Below are 17,515 nucleotides of genomic sequence, written 5' to 3' on the forward strand. Positions count from 1 at the left end.
TTGGTTTTGGACGTAACGTCTCTTGAGGGGGATGCAAATAGAAAGAGGCAGATAGGGATAATGTAACAGGCGAGGGATATAAAAAAGCCCGAAGTAGAACTTCGGGCTTTTGATTTTTAGTTCAATCTAACGAATTAATCGTCGTTCATGATGCCTAGGATGCTTAGTAGGCTGATGAAGATGTTGTAGATTGAAACGTATAGCGTAATCGTTGCAGAGATGTAGTTTGTTTCGCCGCCACGGATGATGCCTTGAGTAGTCATCAGAATTGCCATGGTAGAGAACACAATGAACAAGCTGCTAAGTGCTAGATGCAGAATAGTTGATTGGATGAAGATGCTCGCAATCATACCTACAACTAGAACGACAAATAGTGACAACATAAGGCCGCCCATCATAGATAGGTCGCGCTTAGTTGTTAGAGCGTAAGCAGAAGCTGCCATGAATGACAGAGCGGTACCGCCTAGTGCTGTTAGAACAACGTCGCCCATACCAGCGCCGATGTACATATTTAGAATTGGACCGATGGTGTAACCCAAGAAGCCTGTGAATAAGAATGTAAACACTAGACCCATGCTGTTGTTACGGTTTTTCTCAGTCAAGAATAATAGACCGTAGAAACCAACCAACATCAGGATGATACCTGGACGTGGTAGGTTAAATGCCATAGACACGCCAGCCACAAGAGCTGACCATAGTAGAGTCATAGAAAGTAGTGCATATGTATTACGCAGTACTTTGTTGGTTTGTAGAGCACTCTCTTGAGTAGTAGTGCGAGAAAACATAGGACTGTTCATAATCTTCCTCTATAAGGGACTGTCTTATCTTTAATATATAGACATATATGGGCCCGATAGTTCAAAAAATCAAGCCCGCCACATGTATATCTAGAACAAAATAATAATAGAAATAATGTGTTATGTATGTGGCAACTTGTAACACAATATTACCGCCTTGCATAGCGAAGAAAGGCTTACTATTCAAAGCTCTGAAGCGCAGCTCACGAAGTAGGTTGCAAGATTGCGCGAATTTACAACATCTTGAATCAACTGGACTTTCGTAACATGAGTGAATGTCGACCAGTTAAGCAAACAAAAAGCGCTGATTTTGATGTCAGCGCTTTACAATTTTAGCTATGTATCTAAGTTTTAATGGTGAAGGATTTGAGCTAAGAAGTTCTGGGTTCGATCCGATTGCGGATTCTCGAAGAAGTCGACAGGGTTGTTCTCTTCGATGATTTCACCCGCATCCATAAAGATAACTCGGTCAGCCACTTCTTTAGCAAAACCCATTTCGTGCGTTACACACAACATGGTCATGCCTTCTTCTGCCAGTTCGACCATTACATCAAGCACCTCGCGCACCATCTCAGGGTCGAGTGCCGATGTCGGCTCATCAAATAGCATCACTTTAGGGCTCATACAAAGAGAGCGGGCGATCGCCACACGTTGTTGCTGACCACCGGAGAGCTGCCCCGGATACTTGTCGGCTTGGTCAGGGATCTTAACGCGTTCTAAGTACTGCATTGCGATGGCTTCGGCTTCTTCTTTTGGCATTTTCTTCACCCAGATAGGGGCAAGCGTACAATTCTCCAAAACCGTTAGATGAGGGAAGAGGTTAAAGTGCTGAAAACACATTCCCACTTCACGACGAACCGCCTCAATGTTTTTCAGGTCTTCTGTAAGTTCAGTGCCCGATACATAGATGCTACCAGCTTGATGTTCTTCGAGACGGTTGATACAGCGAATCATGGTCGATTTACCTGAGCCAGATGGACCACAGATAACGATTTTCTCGCCTTTCTTTACGTCTAGGTTGATGTTCTTTAGTACGTGAAACTCACCATACCACTTATTCATGTCCTTCAACTGGATCATATAATCTTGTTGTTGCGTCATAATACGTCCTTGATCTTAGTGAGTTATCGTTTGTGACCGGTATGCAATTTGTTTTCAAGCCATATCGAGTAACGCGACATGCCAAAACAGAATACCCAAAACACTAACGCGACAAATACATAACTTTCGGTTGCGAAACCTAACCACTCTGGGTCGGTATTCGCAGCTTGTCCAATGCCCAGCACGTCAAACATACCAATAATAAGCACAAGACTGGTGTCTTTAAACAGGCCGATAAACGTGTTCACGATAGAAGGGATAGTAATCTTCAGCGCCTGAGGCAAAATGATCAGTCCCATCTTTTTCCAGTAGGTAAGGCCGAGTGCGTCTGCAGCTTCATACTGGCCTTTAGGAATCGCCTGCAAACCACCACGTACCACCTCTGCCATATAAGCCGCACTGAACATGACCACACCGATTAGCGCACGGATAAGCTTGTCAGTTTCTGAGCCTTGAGCCAAGAACAGAGGCAGCATTACCGAGGCCATAAACAGAACGGTAATAAGCGGAACACCACGCCACACTTCAATGTAAACGGTACAGATACTGCGAATAATTGGCATATCTGAGCGTCGACCAAGAGCTAGGGCAACACCAATTGGAAGTGAAACCACGATACCAACGAGTGCGATGATCAACGTAACTAATAGACCACCCCATTTGTGTGTCTCAACGACTTCGAGACCAAATACGCCACCGTAAAGCAATGCGGCGATAATGAAAGGGTAAATGTTTACGAAGAACAACCAAATCCAAATGCGTTTTGGTGTTTTCTCGTAAGCGAGTAGCACTGTAAAGATCGCCAATGTGATGTAGAACAGGCGAGGGCGCCAGAGTTCAGCTTCTGGATAGAATCCATACATGAACTGCTCCCAACGCACGCTGATAAAAACCCAACATGCGCCTTCGCGTGTACAGTCATCTCTTGTTGTCCCGACCCAATCAGCATTAATGAACGCCCAATCAACGATATTCCAGAGTGCTGAGAATACGATGTAAGCAAGAATCAGTGTCACAATCGAGTTGATTGGGCCATTGAATAGATTTTTGCGTAGCCAACCTACGACACCAACCGTGTTTGCTGGCGGCGGGAGATCTGGCTGAAATTGATGTGTGCTCATATTATCTCTCCACCAGTGCCACTTTACGGTTGTACAGGTTCATCAACGCAGAAGTAATCAAACTCAACGTCAAGTAAACGCCCATGGTCATTGCGATGATTTCAATCGCTTGTCCGGTCTGGTTCAACGTGGTACCAGCAAATACAGAAACCAGATCTGGATAACCAATCGCCATCGCCAGCGAAGAGTTCTTGGTTAGGTTCAGGTATTGGCTAGTAAGAGGAGGGATGATGATACGTAATGCCTGAGGAATCACGACCAGCTTAAGCGTTTTTGTGCGTGGTAAACCAAGCGACATTGCTGCTTCAGTTTGGCCATGACTCACAGCGTTAATACCAGAGCGAACAATCTCAGCAATGAATGACGCGGTATAGACACTCAATGCCAATAGAAGTGCAGCCAGTTCAGGAATGATGCTGATGCCTCCTCGGAAGTTAAAGCCTTTTAACTCTGGGTACTGCAAAGAGATCGGCATACCTGCGATGAAGTAAACAATCAAAGGAAGCCCAACAACTAATCCAAGCGCAATTCGGCCCATTGGCGTTTGTTGACCCGTTAAACGCTGCTTATTGTTTGCCCACACGTTGATCAAAACCGTCGCAATGACGCCAAAGATCAGTGCAGCAATAACCAAGCCGCTTCCTGCTTCCATCACAGGAGCAGGGAAATACAAGCCACGAACGTTCAAAAAGATCGCTTCACCAAGGCTCATACTCTGTCTTGGTGATGGGAGCGCTTGAAGAACGGCGAAATACCAAAAAAAGATTTGTAGAAGTAGTGGGATATTTCGGAACGTTTCAATATATACCGCAGCTAATCGACTCACCAGCCAGTTGGAGGAGAGACGCGCGATACCCATAACAAAACCAATAACGGTTGCGAGGATAATACCAAGCACAGAAACCAGTGCGGTATTAAGAAGGCCAACGACAAAGGTGCGTCCATAAGAGAACGTTTCGTCGTATTCGATAAGAGTCAGGCCGATCCCAAAGCCTGCTTCTTGATTAAGGAAACCAAAACCTGTTGCGATACCACGAGCATCAAGATTGGTCAGTGCATTGTTGATGATTGTGTAAAAGAAAAATACCAGTGCGGCTACGGCAATGATCTGGAAAAGAGCGGAGCGAAAGGCTGGATTGTAAATCAGGCTCTTACTTCCGCTTGGTTTGGACATCGTACTTGGCGATGCATCATTCGTCGGTTTCATACAGCGATAACCTCAAACCCTTATTTATAGATTCACTCACGAAAAAGGGCGGCATAAACCGCCCTGTGATAATCGTTGTATTAGCGGATTGGTGGCGCGTACATGAAGCCGCCTGCATTCCATAGCGCGTTTACACCACGAGAAATTTTCAAAGGCGAACCTGTACCAACGGTACGCTCGAAGCTCTCACCGTAGTTACCGACTTGCTTGATAACTTGGTAGCCCCAATCGTCACGGATACCTAGGCCTTTACCTTTAGGGCCGTCCACACCAAGAATACGTTTGATGTTTGGATCTTTCGATTTCAACATCTCATCTGCGTTCTTAGAGGTAATGCCGTACTCTTCTGCGTTCACCATCGCAAATAGAGTCCACTTCGCGATATTGAACCATTGGTCGTCACCTTGACGTACGACTGGGCCTAGTGGCTCTTTAGAGATGATCTCAGGAAGAACGGTAGCAGAAGAAGGGTCTTTCAAATTCAGACGTAGCGCGTACAGACCAGATTGGTCAGTGGTTAGTACGTCACAGCGGCCAGCATCAAAACCTTTAGAAGTTTGCGCAGCAGTATCAAATACCACTGGTTTGTATGCCATGCCTTGGTTACGGAAGTAGTCTGCAAGGTTTAGCTCAGTTGTTGTACCTGATTGAACACATACTGATGCGCCATCAAGCTGTTTTGCACTTGAAACACCAAGGTCTTTCTTAACCATGAAACCTTGACCGTCGTAGTAGTTCACGCCGACAAAGTTCAGACCAAGAGCCGTATCACGGTGTAGTGTCCAGGTGGTGTTACGTGAAAGCACATCGATTTCACCCGATTGTAGTGCAGTGAATCGTTCTTTCGCGGTTAGGGGTACATACTTAACTTTCGTTTTATCCCCAAGAACGGCTGCAGCCAGTGCTTGGCAATATTCTACGTCGATACCTTCCCATTCACCTTTTGAGTTAGGGTTTGAGAAACCAGGTAGACCGGTACTAACGCCACAAGTAATAAAGCCTTGTTTTGTGACTTTGTCCAGAGTAGTGTCTGCTGCTTGAGCTGAAGTAGCCATCATGGCAGTAGAAGCCGCTACGACGGAAGCAAGAACTGTGAGTTTATTTGCCATTTGTATCCTTCCTGTATGATCCATGTTAAATCAGGAGCGACCTGATACAACGTGTCCTGTTCGTTTGTATTTTCGTCCTACGTGATTGATTTTAGAAGAAACGGTCATCGTCAAATCAATCAGTTATAAGCGTAGGAAAGGATCTGCTAATTCTCAAATATATAATTTAAAAAGAGTTTTGGAGAGAAGTCACAACGTTCCTTGCGATTTAGAATGACGAAATGTTAATTGTTTGTAAATAGTGCAACTAATTGTCAGATTGGTGCATCAGAACAATCGATAAAAGAGGGATTAAAACAAGAGGATAATAATTTGTTATTAAAAGTGTCATTAGTGTAGGGTGGCTATGTAAGCCGAAAATTTGAACAAATATTATTTGTGAAGTCGAAACAAGGTGAAGTGATTGCCCCATTTTTGGTAGCATGAATTTCGATAGTTATTTGAAGTGATCATGGATTGAAATGCGATATTTTCCTCTGTTCTTAGATTTAGTGAATAAACCCGTGCTGGTTGTTGGTGGCGGTGAAGTGGCGAGCCGCAAAGTTGAGGCGTTACTTAAGGCTGGTGCTGACATCACCATTGTGTCCCCAAGTCTTGTCGACTTTCTTGATAAACTTGCTCAAGAGCAGCAAGTGCATTGGATTCAACGTTTTTATTCAAGTGACCTTGTCACAAAGTCTTTCATTCAAGTGTGGGCAACCACAGATAACCCAGAACTGAATCATCAGGTCTATAAAGACGCAAAAGAGTTGGGCATCTTAGTCAACGTTGTAGACGACAAGCCTTACTGTGATTTCATTACGCCTTCAATGATTAATCGCGGACGTATTCAAATCGCTATCTCGAGTGGCGGTGCGTCTCCTGTACTGATCCGTAATATTCGAGAAAAGTTAGAAGCGATTCTGCCGCAAAATATGGGACTGATGGCGGAGTTTGCTAATTCAAAACGTAACTCGATTAAAGAAGCGCTACCAAGCGTCGATCTACGCCGTAAGTTTTGGGAGAACTATTTCTCTCATCCTGAAGTAGAAAACGCGCGAGATAATCGTGAGCTTGAAACCATCTATCAAGAAACCATGGCAAAGCCTCTGGATGAAACGGGAAGCTGCACTTGGATTCAAGTGGGTAAAGATGTAGAGATGCTGCCGATCAAGGCTGTACGATACATGCAGCAAGCAGAATTGGCTCTTTACTCAACCAAATGCGAAGCAGATGTAATGGAGCTGGTAAGAAGAGATGCGGAACGTGAGGCATTTTCTAGCGCAACTGAACTCTCTGACATGCTTAGAAAGGCCAAAGAAGAGCAACTTCGTGTTTGTGTATTCATCCCCCAAGGAACAAGTGAGTTTTCTCTCCTGCAAGGACAGGACCTTGTAATCTAATAAGAAGCGTACGTTCATAGCTTCTTGCAATAGTTAGAGGTTCAAAACAGACATACAAAAACGCCGACGAACACTTCGCCGGCGTTTTTTATTCCACTGTTCCCGTTCTCTTCATTAAGAGAATAGGAGAGCGCAATTAATCACGGAAGTTGTTGTACTGAAATGGGATACCCATCTCTGCTTCACGGATCGTTGCAATCGTCGCTTGCAAGTCGTCACGCTTCTTACCCGTTACGCGCAGTTTCTCGCCTTGGATAGACGTTTGAACTTTAAGCTTTGCGTCTTTGATTAGTTTAACTAGCTTTTTCGCTGTTGGCGTATCAATACCTTGGCGGAAAGCAACGTTTTGGTGCCAGTTCTTACCCGTCGCTTCTGGATTTTTTGCATCCATAGCGTTCGCATCAATGTTACGCTTCGCCAAGTGGCTACGTAGGATGTCACGCATTTGCTTAAGTTGGAACTCGCCTTCTGCTGACACTTTTACATTTTCTTCTACTAGCTCAAAGCTCGCATTCACATTGCGGAAATCGAAACGAGTAGACAATTCACGGTTAGCGTTATCAACCGCGTTACGTAGTTCAACGGTATCGATTTCTGAAACAATATCAAACGATGGCATGAAGATTCCTTGATTATCTTGTTATAGGGAAATTACTTACTGGATTTTACTGCTTCTGCCAGCATATCTAGCATAGTCACAGTATCATCCCAACCTAGACATGGGTCAGTAATCGACTGGCCGTAAGTTAGGTTGTGAATATCAGTCATTGGCTGATTGCCTTCTTTAATGAAGCTCTCTGCCATGATACCCGCAATGCGAGTACTGCCTGATTTAATCTGTTCACAAATGTCTTGTGCAACTTCAATTTGCTTGCGGTGCTGCTTCTGACAGTTTGCGTGGCTGAAGTCTACAATCAAACGTTGTGGCAAGTCGAATTCTGCAAGCGCTTCACACGCTTGTTTCACTGACGCTTCATCAAAGTTTGGACCTTTCTCACCACCACGAAGAATGATGTGACCATATGGGTTACCACTTGTGCGGTAAACTGTCATACGACCATTCTTATCTGGCGAGTAAAAGTAATGTGATGCTTTAGACGCACGAATCGCATCAATCGCAATTTTCACGTTACCGTTTGTACCGTTCTTGAAGCCAACTGGGCAAGATAGGGCAGACGCCATTTCACGGTGAATTTGTGACTCTGTTGTACGAGCGCCAATCGCGCCCCACGTAATCAGATCAGCAATGTACTGGCCTGTGATCATATCAAGAAACTCAGTAGCCGTTGCAAGACCAAGCTTGTTGATATCCAGTAGCAATTTACGAGCTTTATGAAGGCCAGCTTCAAGTGCGTATGAACCATCTAGGTTAGGGTCCGTGATAAGACCTTTCCAACCAACAACGGTACGAGGCTTCTCAAAGTAAGTACGCATAACGATGAACAGTTCATCTTTGTACTTATCTTGAATGTCCGCAAGACGAGTTGCGTAGTCAATTGCCGCTTCAGTGTCGTGCACTGAACATGGGCCAACGATAGCAAGGATACGGTCATCCTCACCAGTCAAAATCTTCTCAATTTGTCGACGAGATTGAGCAATACGGTCTGCTACATCATCAGTGATTGGATGTACGCTACCTAGCTCTGCGGGTGTCGGCATTGGACCCAAAGGTTGGGTTCTCAATTCATCTGTTTTAATAGGCATGTTATAGCTTTATTCTCTATTGCGAAGCGGTAAAGATAACGGAATTATAGTTAGGAATAAACCGTTTCACGGGATTCTTATCTAGTAAATACCGAAATGTATGTAATGCTGTGGCTTATCATAAATGATAGTTATGTATAAATGACAAAAACGGCGGCAGAGATCAATACATAGTCGTTTGAATTTATAACTAGTTTTTCTATTTAGTAACACGCAAATTTGGCATTTTAAGCGTTAGAGCTAGGTGTGGTGGGTGTTTCATATTCAACGTAAAGCCTTACAGGAAAGAAACCGATTGCTAAATTGCCTACGTAGATCGATTTCTCGTTAACATTTCTTTGACATTTTAGCGCTTCATTGATTAACTGGTCTGACTAGTCTGGTAAGGAGACCAAGATGTTATCTGCTGTTCGCCGTGCAAATCTTTACTTAAACCTTTTTGGCTTTTCTAAAGTTCCACTTATCTGGTTGTGTAGACCAAAGATCCTTGCCATCGATGATCAACACGTTGAAGTTAAAATTCCATTAAAGCGAAGAACGAAGAACCATCTCAATAGTATGTACTTTGGTGCGCTTGCTGTTGGTGCTGATGTCGCTGGTGGCTTTCTTGCTATGAGTAAAGCAGAAGAGCAGGGAGAGCGTATCTCTCTTGCTTTTAAAGGCGTGACAGCTGAGTTTCTAAAACGTCCTGAAGGCGACGTGCATTTTGTGTGTCACGATGGTCCATTGATTGATGAAATGTTGCGAATGACATTAGAAACTGGCGAACGTATCAATCGAGATGTGAAGATCACCGCCTTGTGTCCGAGCATTAATGGTAATGAACCTATGGCCGAGTTTTCTCTTACGCTTTCCATAAAAAAAGCAGCTAAAAAACAAGCTGCTTAGTTTCAGAATTCATATTGTGGACTTAGACCAGTTCGATTTTCTCAAGAGAGACGATCTTTGAACGGTTAAGCACGACCTTCCAACGGTAATAAACGGGCTCATCAGTGTGGTTGTCTTCTTTGACAATCACATTGAGAAGGTGGCGTTTCTCTACTGACTCTTTACTTACTTGCCCATCATTCAAACGATAGACTCGGTTCGAGCTCTTATCCATTAAACGAATAATAGGGCGCAAACTAATGTTCAGCGTCTCACGTGTTTGCTCGTAACCACTCAAGAACAACGACGTCGCCATCTCAGTCTTAGCATGGTAATGCAGGATTTGTTCTTCACGCTGAACCACACGCTTCTTACGAATGTTCTGAATACGATCCGGCAAACTTGAAAGCGAACGATAGTCTAACCATTCCAGCTTACGGCCAACGACTTTCTTCGTCGTCGGATCCATGTACTTCTTACGCCACTTTGGCTTACCTTTACGAATCCAACGCCACATTGCGTCACGCAAGTCGTCTTTAAAGATTTCACGTAGCGCATAGATAAACGACATCGCAATAATGAAAGACGCAGAAATCTCACCTAGGTAATCTCGCGCAAGGATAACGGTACTCGTCACAACGACCATCACAAGACCCGTCGCGATACCTTTGATCGCACGTTTGATGTTGTTACCCATCGACATCGTTTTTTCACGCAAAACAATTGGGTGCTCAATCAAACGTCTCAATAAGCGCATTTTGTTCGACAGACGTGTCACATCCTCAACGACGCTCGCTGAGTTGTAGTTATTCAACTTACGGTGCGCTTGCTCTTTTTCACACAGAGTAATCAAGCGTTCTTTGATCGTACTGTAATCGCCTTCACGAGGAAGATGAGCGACAAGGGATAGGAACTTTTGCTCGGTGTACCAAGATAAGTAATTATCAATGTTAACGTAGTAACGCTTGAGGTTTTCTTCGTAAGGAATCGAACGACGTAGACGCTTCAGGATGTCGAGCGTCAATTCAATCACTTCGTCCACTTCTTCCGCTGTTACGCTGTCACTATCATGTTTATTTAACGCAGCTACGGCTTTATCAAGCGCAATAACGTATTGATACGCAAACAAACTCAAACTGACGCGGTACTGGCGATTGGACAAACGACCACGTTTAGCAAGACGGCTGTGCACCAAAGGCAAAAGCACCTCTGTACTGTAGTAAGAACGTTTTTGCGTGATTGAAGTGTAGTAGAACTCGGATTCGCTGATGATGTCGGAATTTAAACCCAACTCTCCGGGTACGAAAACATAGATATCAAGGTCGAGCGTTTTACTCTTTGCCAATGCATGGCTAATTTTTAAGGTTACCGAGTCTTGTTTGTCGACAGTGACCAAGGAAAGCTCCTGATTTTGCTAAAGCATCCTATATCCAAAAGCGTCCGTTCATTGAAATAACTTAAGGGCGGGCTAGGATAAATTGTTGAACGAGCACAGCACAGCATAACAGAGAGGTTTGCTTTTCTCTCTGATTTTCTTGTTAGTTTGGGTATAATTCCCAGTAAATTTAAAAAGAGACAAACTCAATGATTAAAATTGGTCAAATTAACAGCTTAGAAGTCACTAAAACGGCTGATTTTGGCGTATTTTTGGATGGTGACGATTACGGCTCTGTCATGCTGCCTAATAAATATGTACCAGAGGGTACAAACGTAGGCGATCATATTGACGTATTTCTTTACTTTGATTCAGAAAGTCAGCTAGCTGCGACCATTGATAAACCCATCGCTCAAGTTGGCGAGTGGGGCCTAATGCAAGTTGAAGGTGTTAGCAGCACTGGTGCATTCGTTAATTGGGGTATTAAAGAAAAAGATCTTCTTATCCCGTTTAGTGAGCAACGTGCTCGCTTTACCGCTGGTCAAAACATTCTGGTTTACGTATACACAGATAAAGCATCTGGCCGTATCGTAGGTACAACCAAGTTCAATAAGTGGCTAGATAAAACGCCAGCAAACTATGAAGTGAACGAAGAAGTTAACCTCATCATCGCAGAACGCAGCCAACTTGGTTACAAGGCGATTGTAAACGGCGAGCACTGGGGCATGATCTTCCCATCTGATGTATTCGGAAAGCTGTTTATCGGTAAAAAGCTAAAAGGTTACATTAAGCAAATTCGTGAAGACGGTAAGATTGACTTAGCGCTACAAAAAGTTGGTGTCGCTAAGATGGATGACCTATCTAGTAAGATCGTTGAACTACTAGAGAAGAAGGGCGGTTTCTTGCCTCTTAACGATAAATCTTCTCCAGAAGCGATTTTTGACGCATTTCGCACGAGTAAAGGCACGTTCAAAAAGACCATCGGTGGTCTATACAAAGCAGGCAAAATCGTTATTGAGAAAGACGGAATTCGTCTCGCTGAATAAAGACTAAAGATGCAATTTGGCTGGTGGATCGCGTCTTAGTCGAAAAGATTTGAACGCGAATTGAAAAGTACCAGCGAAAAAAATGGCCCAAACTCGTCCTTATTTTGGGCCTAGGGGAAACGGCTCCTTTATAGAGCCTGCGCTAAACTTTTTGACCAACACATATTGTCGGTTAAACATAGAGAGAAATGCCGTTTCAAAGCGATGCTTTGATAACTTCAGTTTAGTACAGCGCACTCGGATCGCTAGTGAACCCAGTTCCAATCATGCTTTAGAACCAAAAAGCCATCGTAAATACGATGGCTTTTCATTTATTTATAGCATTTCACTTTGCTACTAAAATAAGTTCTTATCTCGCACTAATTCGCGTGGAAGACCATTTTTGATGCGGTTGCTTACCCATTTACCAAGGCCGATAATGGCACCTTCGTACTTCACAAGAACTTCGCCTTTACCTGTCTTCATCTCGGCTGGAAGGTTTTGAGGGCGAACATCACGACCCATATACCATTCACGCGCTTCTTCGATGGTTAGTTCAATCGCATTACTCTCATTACCTGTAGCGAGAGCTGTCGCAACTTGGTGCTGCCAGCGGTAACCGTTTTTATGGGCTTCAGCAATCTTGATGCCCATGCGAGAGAAACGCAGCTCGCCAATCATCGGCTCTAGTGCGTCTGGGAAAAGCCACACATCTTTATCACGAATCCAAACCGTGCTGTCTTCAGGCAGTTTGATATCCATTGCGTTTTGCAACTGCTTAGCGATCTCTGCAGATTCTTTGTTTGATGCTTTTGCAAATGGGAATTTACCCATGCGCTTCTTCACTTTTGGCGCTTCTACTACCGCAAGTTTACGAATTCGAGCGACGAAGAAGCCTTCACAGTCATAAACTTGAGGGAAGATGTGCAAGAATCCTTCTTCGGTTAGCGCAGCTTCTGCATTTTCAAACAGATCTTTTAAGCTCTCGAATTCAACAGCGTCACCGAATGTTTCTTTTAGATGATGACAAACTTGCTGGTTCTCTTCAGTGCTTAACGTACAGGTTGAGTAAATCATCACGCCACCTGGTTTTAGGGCATGGAACGCACTTTCAATCAGGTCTTTCTGTGTATCGGCAATTTCAATAACGGACGCTTGCGTCCAATTCTTCATTGCATCTTCATCTTTACGAACCGTACCTTCACCAGAACACGGCGCATCGAGTAGAACGGCGTCAAATTGCTCTGGGAGCCAGCCACCAAACACACGACCGTCGAAGTTGCTTAGTGCAGCGTTACGCACGCCACAGCGCTCAATGTTTGCATGAAGTACTTTTACTCGGCTTGCCGCGTATTCATTTGCAACCAAAACGCCTTCGTTATTCATCAACGCAGCGATTTGAGTCGTTTTTGAGCCTGGTGCCGCCGCAGTGTCGAGCACCGCGTCGTAAGCTTCTTCGTTCTTGAATAGGGCAGAGACAGGCATCATTGAGCTGGCTTCTTGGATGTAGAAAAGCCCTGACATGTGTTCAGCGGTGTTACCAAGTGGTACAACCGATTCATCCGCATCAATCCAAAAGCCCGTTTCACACCAAGGTACAGGAGAAAGCTTCCAGCCTTTTGCTTCTGCGCGCTCTAAAAACGCTTCAACGCTGATCTTAAGCGTATTAACACGAATGCTTTTTCGCAGTGGCTTTTGGCACGACGCGATAAAGTCTTCCATGTTGAGGTGAGCAGGGAGGATGGTTTGGATTTTTTCCAAAAAGGCTTCTGGGATGTAAACGTTAGGATGCAAAGTGAAATCTCGATTGCAGAATTTGCCGCAAATGATATACGAAAGCGAACCAGAAACGAATAGTCACAAAGGTTTGAGCAATAAAAAAGAGCAGCGATTGCTGCTCTTTAAGTCGTTATGGTAAATCCTACCGCATTATGGTTTTGGTATTGCTGTGCGCCACTGCGTCCAGCTTTCTTCCGCTTGCGGGTATAAGTAGAAAGATTGACCGCGCTCCGCCGCTGGCGGGATTTTCGATTGCTCAGGAGTAGAGAAAGCGATACCGCCACGCACTAAGCTGTCAAAAGTTCCTGCCTTTATGTTTGCGCCACCAAGACCGATGGAAACATCGACGCCAGAGACATTCCAGAACACACTGTTTTGACGAACTAAGTAGGCATACTCTGGTTGAATCTCGATTTTCGTTACCACTCGATCCGCAAATTCACCCAAACTTACATCCGTCACAGTACCGACTTCCATTTGACGATATAGGATAGGGGTACCAACTTGAACCGAGCCACGCTGTTCGCTCTGTAGTGTGAAAGAAATACCTTGTTCAGCTTGCTGGCTTTTCGCTAATTCAAACTTGAACTTCGCTGCGCCATTACCCGGCTCGACACTGATAGATTTCGACACCAAAGCGCCTAAATTTTTAACACCACCTAAGCCAATTTCTGGTTCTGTTAACCAGAAGTGTGACCCGGTAACGGCAATGTTGTCGACGTATTCAGGAAGGATACGAGCCGTAACCTCAACCATTTCTCGATGGAAGTTTGGAACAACCAAAGTAACTTCACCGACCTTAACACCTTGGTATTTGATAGGCGTTCCTTTCGCTACTTCCTGGCTTCCGTCGGTTTCAAGGGAAATCACACGGCCAAACTTACGGGCTTGGTTTTGGTCATTGTAAAGCTTCCAACGCTGGCCAATTTTATTCTCAATTCCCGGAACGGAATCAAATGCGATACCACCTTTAATAAGGGTCTTAAGAGGGTGCGCCTTTACGCTAATGCCAGCGAGCGATGCGTCAATTTCAACACCTGAGCGGTTCCAGAACACGGTTTGATCTGTAAGAAGGTGCGCATAACGATTTTCAATTGTCGCTTTTACAATGACACCACCATCGACCAAATTGAAATCGGAAATACTACCCACAGGCAAGTTACGGTAGAGCAGTGGGCTACCTTTTGAAATTGGTGGCAATTCAGAAGCAAATAGAGTCAGCGTTTTTGACCCTGTTTGGTTGTACTGCGCAAGATCCGCCAAAGAGGCACTTTGGAATAGTTGGTACTCTTTTTGGACCTTTTCTTGCCCTTGACTTACAAAGCTAATTGAACCCGTTAGAAGCTGTTTTGCAGGCGGAACGGTAACGCTAAGTCCAGATTCAGTCAGTTCAGCAGAAGCACTGCCAGTGACATAAAAGCGGTTGTTCGATTTGATCAGATGCTTGTATTCATTGTCGATTAGGACATCCATGAATACTTCATGCTTCGCTGCTAGTGCTTTTGCTTCATCCAGCAAGCCGACTTTTATAATCGAGCCAACCACAATACCTTTGTAAAGCACGTTTGCACCACTGTCTAAACCAAAAGAGTTGTCCGAGACGAGGCGAATGGCAATCGACTTCTGTTGTTGTTGGTTGAACACATTTTTGCGAATGGCGGTAAAGCGTCTTGAACGTTCACCTTCGCCCGGCACGATAGTTAAAAAGTTACCGCGTACAAGGTTTGCAATGTTCTCTACACCGGATAATGAGACTTTTGCTTCTTCTAGAACAAAGCGTGTTCCTGACGTTAGCATATCGCTAAACGCAGGCTGAATAGCTGCAGAAGCCAGAATCACTTCTCGACCTTCAGAAAGTTTTAAATCGGTGATTTGGCCAACTTCTAGGCCACGATACATAATAGGTGCACCTTCGCCACTGATTTTATTATCATCAGGAAGGGCGATTTTAATTAGAATACCTCGACCCGCTGTTTTCAGATCTTTGTATAAACGGAATTCGGTGTTCTCTTTGACTGGTTCACCGTCGTCTGGCGAATCTACCGCAATTGCGCCGCCAAGAAGGGCACTCATGCTTTCAAGCTGAACATCGACACCATCGAAACCGATACTCGCACCGATACCACTCACATTCCAGAAACGGCTGCGGCTGTTAATGATGTGTTGGTACTGCTCTTGAATGTTGGCTTGGATAGTAATGGATTTAGCGTCTTCATTTAGCTGATAGCTGAACACTTCACCGATCGGGATCTTTTTGTAGACAATCTGAGAACCAATGGAAACGCCGCCCAAGTCTCGGCTCTTCAATTTAATGTTCAAGCCTTGTGTCACGCGCAAATCTGTTGGTGCAGATTCAAGGGCATGGAAGGTAGTTTCGAACTTCTCGCCATCACCCGGCTGAATAGAGATGTAGTTACCAGAAACAAGAGCATCAAGACCAGACACGCCAGTTAAACTCGCTGTCGGTTTGACCAACCAAAAACGTGTTTTGTCGTTCAGTAATTTAGCGGCTTCTGGATAGATGTCTGCATCAACATAAATGCTGCCCAAGTCTTCAGACAAGTTGATATCTCGCACCATACCGACTTCTAAACCTTGATAGCGAATGGTGGTTCGCCCAGCGACTAAACCAGCCGCATCGGAGAAGTAGATTTGTACGCGTTGCCCGGCGTCATGAATCGATTTCACCACGAGCCAACCGGCTAACACCATGGTCAAAATCGGCAACAGCCAAAGAGGAGAGATACCTTTACTACTCTTTACCTCTGGCACATATGACGTTTGAGAACTGTTCTGATCACTCATTAATTGACTCTTTTTCTGATTGTGTTGGGGCTTGGTCCCAAATAAGCCTTGGGTCAATGCTCTCCGCCGCGAGCATTGTAAGTACGACAACAACACCAAACGCAACAGCGCCATAACCCGGAGTGAAGTCGAGAATTTGTCCACGATCGACCAATGTCATCATGATAGAAATAACAAATAAATCCATCACAGACCATTTACCGATCCATTTTACTGCAAAGTAAACCATCATTCGTTGTCTTCTGAACACCGAACGTTTGAATTTGATACATAGCAAGATGTAGGCAAGGCCAAGAATCTTAGCGACAGGCACGACGATACTCGCTACAAAAATGATGATAGCAATGCCGTACATACCGTTGTTCACCAATCCTGCAACGCCAGAGAATATCGTGTCTTCCAGACGTTTACCGTTTGTCAGCAGAATGGAGATAGGAATTAAGTTAGCAGGGAAGATAGCAATCGTTGCAGCGATTAAATAAGCCCACGTCTTCTGAATCGAATTTGGTTTGCGATGATACAGTTCGTGATGGCAACGACGACAACGTGAGCCTTCTGGTTGTGAAAGGTGACACTCATGACAATGAACATCTTTATGCTCGAAGTCGAAACTGAGCTCTGATTCCCATGACTCCCAGTAGCGACGGACGCTAATCCGAGAAATCAACAAAACAGTGAAGATTTGCAGTAGGACGAGGCCAATGAGCCCCGGTCCAACAAAAATATCTGAGTAATCTTGCAGCTTGAAACAGGAGATAGCGATGCTGACAAGGAAAACGTCCAACATTACCCAGTGTTTGAGATGTTGAATCAGCCATAGCGAAACACGAAGCCCTTTAAACCAGCGCTTATGTAATGACCAATGCGCTGTTACTACCGAGCTACATACGATTAATGGGGCCAACGAACTACAAAATAGAATAAGAATAGAAAGAAGAACAAACCCTTCTTGAAACAGTGTGATCATCCCAGATGGCAGTGTTGCAGGAATCATCACTCCAAACAGACGAATGCTGATGAAGTTAAAAAAGTGCGAAGGAATAAAAAGCAGAATACAAGTGACAGCGATTGCTAGGTTGCCAGATAAACTCGGACTACCACCACGGTACAACTGTGTACCGCAACGAGGGCAGTGTGCATTTTTACCACTAGGCAGATCGACAATATCGACAGGCAATTCGCAACCTTGGCACAAGCGAATGCTACTAGGTTGCATGGCGTGTTTAGACAGAGAGGTCACAAC

The 17,515-nt window shown here is 44.5% G+C and carries 14 protein-coding genes; 3 read left to right on the forward strand and 11 right to left on the reverse strand.

All coding sequences use genetic code 11. The features are described 5' to 3' along the window. Positions 1-134 precede the first annotated feature (134 nt). The 5 genes from H735_RS15485 to H735_RS15505 form a co-directional block, all read right to left on the reverse strand. A complete protein-coding gene (locus H735_RS15485; RefSeq protein WP_005443944.1) occupies positions 135-797 on the reverse strand; it encodes a Bax inhibitor-1/YccA family protein in 663 nt (220 codons plus the stop codon). A gap of 351 nt (positions 798-1,148) precedes the next feature. Next, positions 1,149-1,898, reverse strand: coding sequence for an amino acid ABC transporter ATP-binding protein (locus H735_RS15490; protein WP_005443945.1), 750 nt, complete (start codon positions 1,896-1,898; stop codon positions 1,149-1,151). A gap of 23 nt (positions 1,899-1,921) precedes the next feature. Further along, the gene (locus tag H735_RS15495; RefSeq protein ID WP_005443946.1) at positions 1,922-3,019 is read right to left on the reverse strand and encodes an amino acid ABC transporter permease; all 1,098 of its coding nucleotides are present in this window, start codon (positions 3,017-3,019) and stop codon (positions 1,922-1,924) included. 1 nt (position 3,020) lies between these two features. Continuing rightward, complete coding sequence (locus tag H735_RS15500) at positions 3,021-4,226, reverse strand: amino acid ABC transporter permease (RefSeq protein ID WP_020197441.1); 1,206 nt, start codon at positions 4,224-4,226, stop codon at positions 3,021-3,023. A gap of 80 nt (positions 4,227-4,306) precedes the next feature. Continuing rightward, the gene (locus H735_RS15505; protein WP_020197440.1) at positions 4,307-5,335 is read right to left on the reverse strand and encodes an amino acid ABC transporter substrate-binding protein; all 1,029 of its coding nucleotides are present in this window, start codon (positions 5,333-5,335) and stop codon (positions 4,307-4,309) included. Between the two features lie 461 nt (positions 5,336-5,796). On the opposite strand from H735_RS15505, the gene H735_RS15510 reads away from it, so the two are divergent. Beyond that, positions 5,797-6,717 carry a precorrin-2 dehydrogenase/sirohydrochlorin ferrochelatase family protein gene (locus tag H735_RS15510; RefSeq protein WP_009706138.1) on the forward strand — a complete coding sequence of 307 codons (921 nt, stop codon included), beginning with the start codon at positions 5,797-5,799 and terminating at the stop codon, positions 6,715-6,717. 136 nt (positions 6,718-6,853) lie between these two features. Here H735_RS15510 and H735_RS15515 read toward each other — a convergent pair whose 3' ends face one another. Next, a complete protein-coding gene (locus H735_RS15515; RefSeq protein ID WP_020197439.1) occupies positions 6,854-7,336 on the reverse strand; it encodes a YajQ family cyclic di-GMP-binding protein in 483 nt (160 codons plus the stop codon). Between the two features lie 32 nt (positions 7,337-7,368). Continuing rightward, complete coding sequence (locus tag H735_RS15520) at positions 7,369-8,421, reverse strand: 3-deoxy-7-phosphoheptulonate synthase (RefSeq protein ID WP_005443964.1); 1,053 nt, start codon at positions 8,419-8,421, stop codon at positions 7,369-7,371. Positions 8,422-8,817: 396 nt separating this feature from the next. Between H735_RS15520 and H735_RS15525 the strand changes: the two genes are divergently transcribed. Then, positions 8,818-9,309, forward strand: coding sequence for a DUF4442 domain-containing protein (locus tag H735_RS15525; protein ID WP_009706137.1), 492 nt, complete (start codon positions 8,818-8,820; stop codon positions 9,307-9,309). 22 nt (positions 9,310-9,331) lie between these two features. Here H735_RS15525 and H735_RS15530 read toward each other — a convergent pair whose 3' ends face one another. Further along, a complete protein-coding gene (locus H735_RS15530) occupies positions 9,332-10,684 on the reverse strand; it encodes a hypothetical protein (protein WP_005443968.1) in 1,353 nt (450 codons plus the stop codon). A gap of 188 nt (positions 10,685-10,872) precedes the next feature. Here H735_RS15530 and H735_RS15535 point away from each other — a divergent pair, with 188 nt between their 5' ends. Beyond that, positions 10,873-11,709: a CvfB family protein gene (locus H735_RS15535; protein ID WP_005443969.1), complete on the forward strand. Its 837-nt coding sequence runs from the start codon at positions 10,873-10,875 to the stop codon at positions 11,707-11,709. Positions 11,710-12,045: 336 nt separating this feature from the next. Here H735_RS15535 and rsmF read toward each other — a convergent pair whose 3' ends face one another. The 3 genes from rsmF to H735_RS15550 all read right to left on the reverse strand — a co-directional run bounded on the left by rsmF (position 12,046) and on the right by H735_RS15550 (position 17,512). Then, positions 12,046-13,482 (reverse strand): 16S rRNA (cytosine(1407)-C(5))-methyltransferase RsmF, encoded by a 1,437-nt coding sequence (gene rsmF, locus H735_RS15540; protein ID WP_020197438.1) that lies wholly within the window; start codon positions 13,480-13,482, stop codon positions 12,046-12,048. Positions 13,483-13,617: 135 nt separating this feature from the next. Continuing rightward, positions 13,618-16,272: an MlaD family protein gene (locus tag H735_RS15545; protein WP_020197437.1), complete on the reverse strand. Its 2,655-nt coding sequence runs from the start codon at positions 16,270-16,272 to the stop codon at positions 13,618-13,620. Continuing rightward, positions 16,265-17,512 (reverse strand): paraquat-inducible protein A, encoded by a 1,248-nt coding sequence (locus H735_RS15550; protein WP_005440097.1) that lies wholly within the window; start codon positions 17,510-17,512, stop codon positions 16,265-16,267. The genes H735_RS15545 and H735_RS15550 overlap by 8 nt, the downstream gene beginning before the upstream one ends. Positions 17,513-17,515: the final 3 nt, after the last annotated feature.

The organism is Vibrio owensii CAIM 1854 = LMG 25443 (genome assembly GCF_000817815.1).
GTDB classification, from domain to species: domain Bacteria; phylum Pseudomonadota; class Gammaproteobacteria; order Enterobacterales; family Vibrionaceae; genus Vibrio; species Vibrio owensii.

Excerpts from the sequence above, each read along its gene's own strand:
- H735_RS15500 (WP_020197441.1), bottom strand. The coding sequence starts at position 4,226 with ATGAAACCGACGAATGATGCATCGCCAAGTACGATGTCCAAACCAAGC.
- H735_RS15495 (WP_005443946.1), bottom strand. The coding sequence starts at position 3,019 with ATGAGCACACATCAATTTCAGCCAGATCTCCCGCCGCCAGCAAACACG.
- H735_RS15490 (WP_005443945.1), bottom strand. The coding sequence starts at position 1,898 with ATGACGCAACAACAAGATTATATGATCCAGTTGAAGGACATGAATAAG.
- H735_RS15520 (WP_005443964.1), bottom strand. The coding sequence starts at position 8,421 with ATGCCTATTAAAACAGATGAATTGAGAACCCAACCTTTGGGTCCAATG.
- H735_RS15515 (WP_020197439.1), bottom strand. The coding sequence starts at position 7,336 with ATGCCATCGTTTGATATTGTTTCAGAAATCGATACCGTTGAACTACGT.
- H735_RS15485 (WP_005443944.1), bottom strand. The coding sequence starts at position 797 with ATGAACAGTCCTATGTTTTCTCGCACTACTACTCAAGAGAGTGCTCTA.
- H735_RS15505 (WP_020197440.1), bottom strand. The coding sequence starts at position 5,335 with ATGGCAAATAAACTCACAGTTCTTGCTTCCGTCGTAGCGGCTTCTACT.
- H735_RS15535 (WP_005443969.1), top strand. The coding sequence starts at position 10,873 with ATGATTAAAATTGGTCAAATTAACAGCTTAGAAGTCACTAAAACGGCT.
- H735_RS15510 (WP_009706138.1), top strand. The coding sequence starts at position 5,797 with ATGCGATATTTTCCTCTGTTCTTAGATTTAGTGAATAAACCCGTGCTG.
- H735_RS15525 (WP_009706137.1), top strand. The coding sequence starts at position 8,818 with ATGTTATCTGCTGTTCGCCGTGCAAATCTTTACTTAAACCTTTTTGGC.
- H735_RS15545 (WP_020197437.1), bottom strand. The coding sequence starts at position 16,272 with ATGAGTGATCAGAACAGTTCTCAAACGTCATATGTGCCAGAGGTAAAG.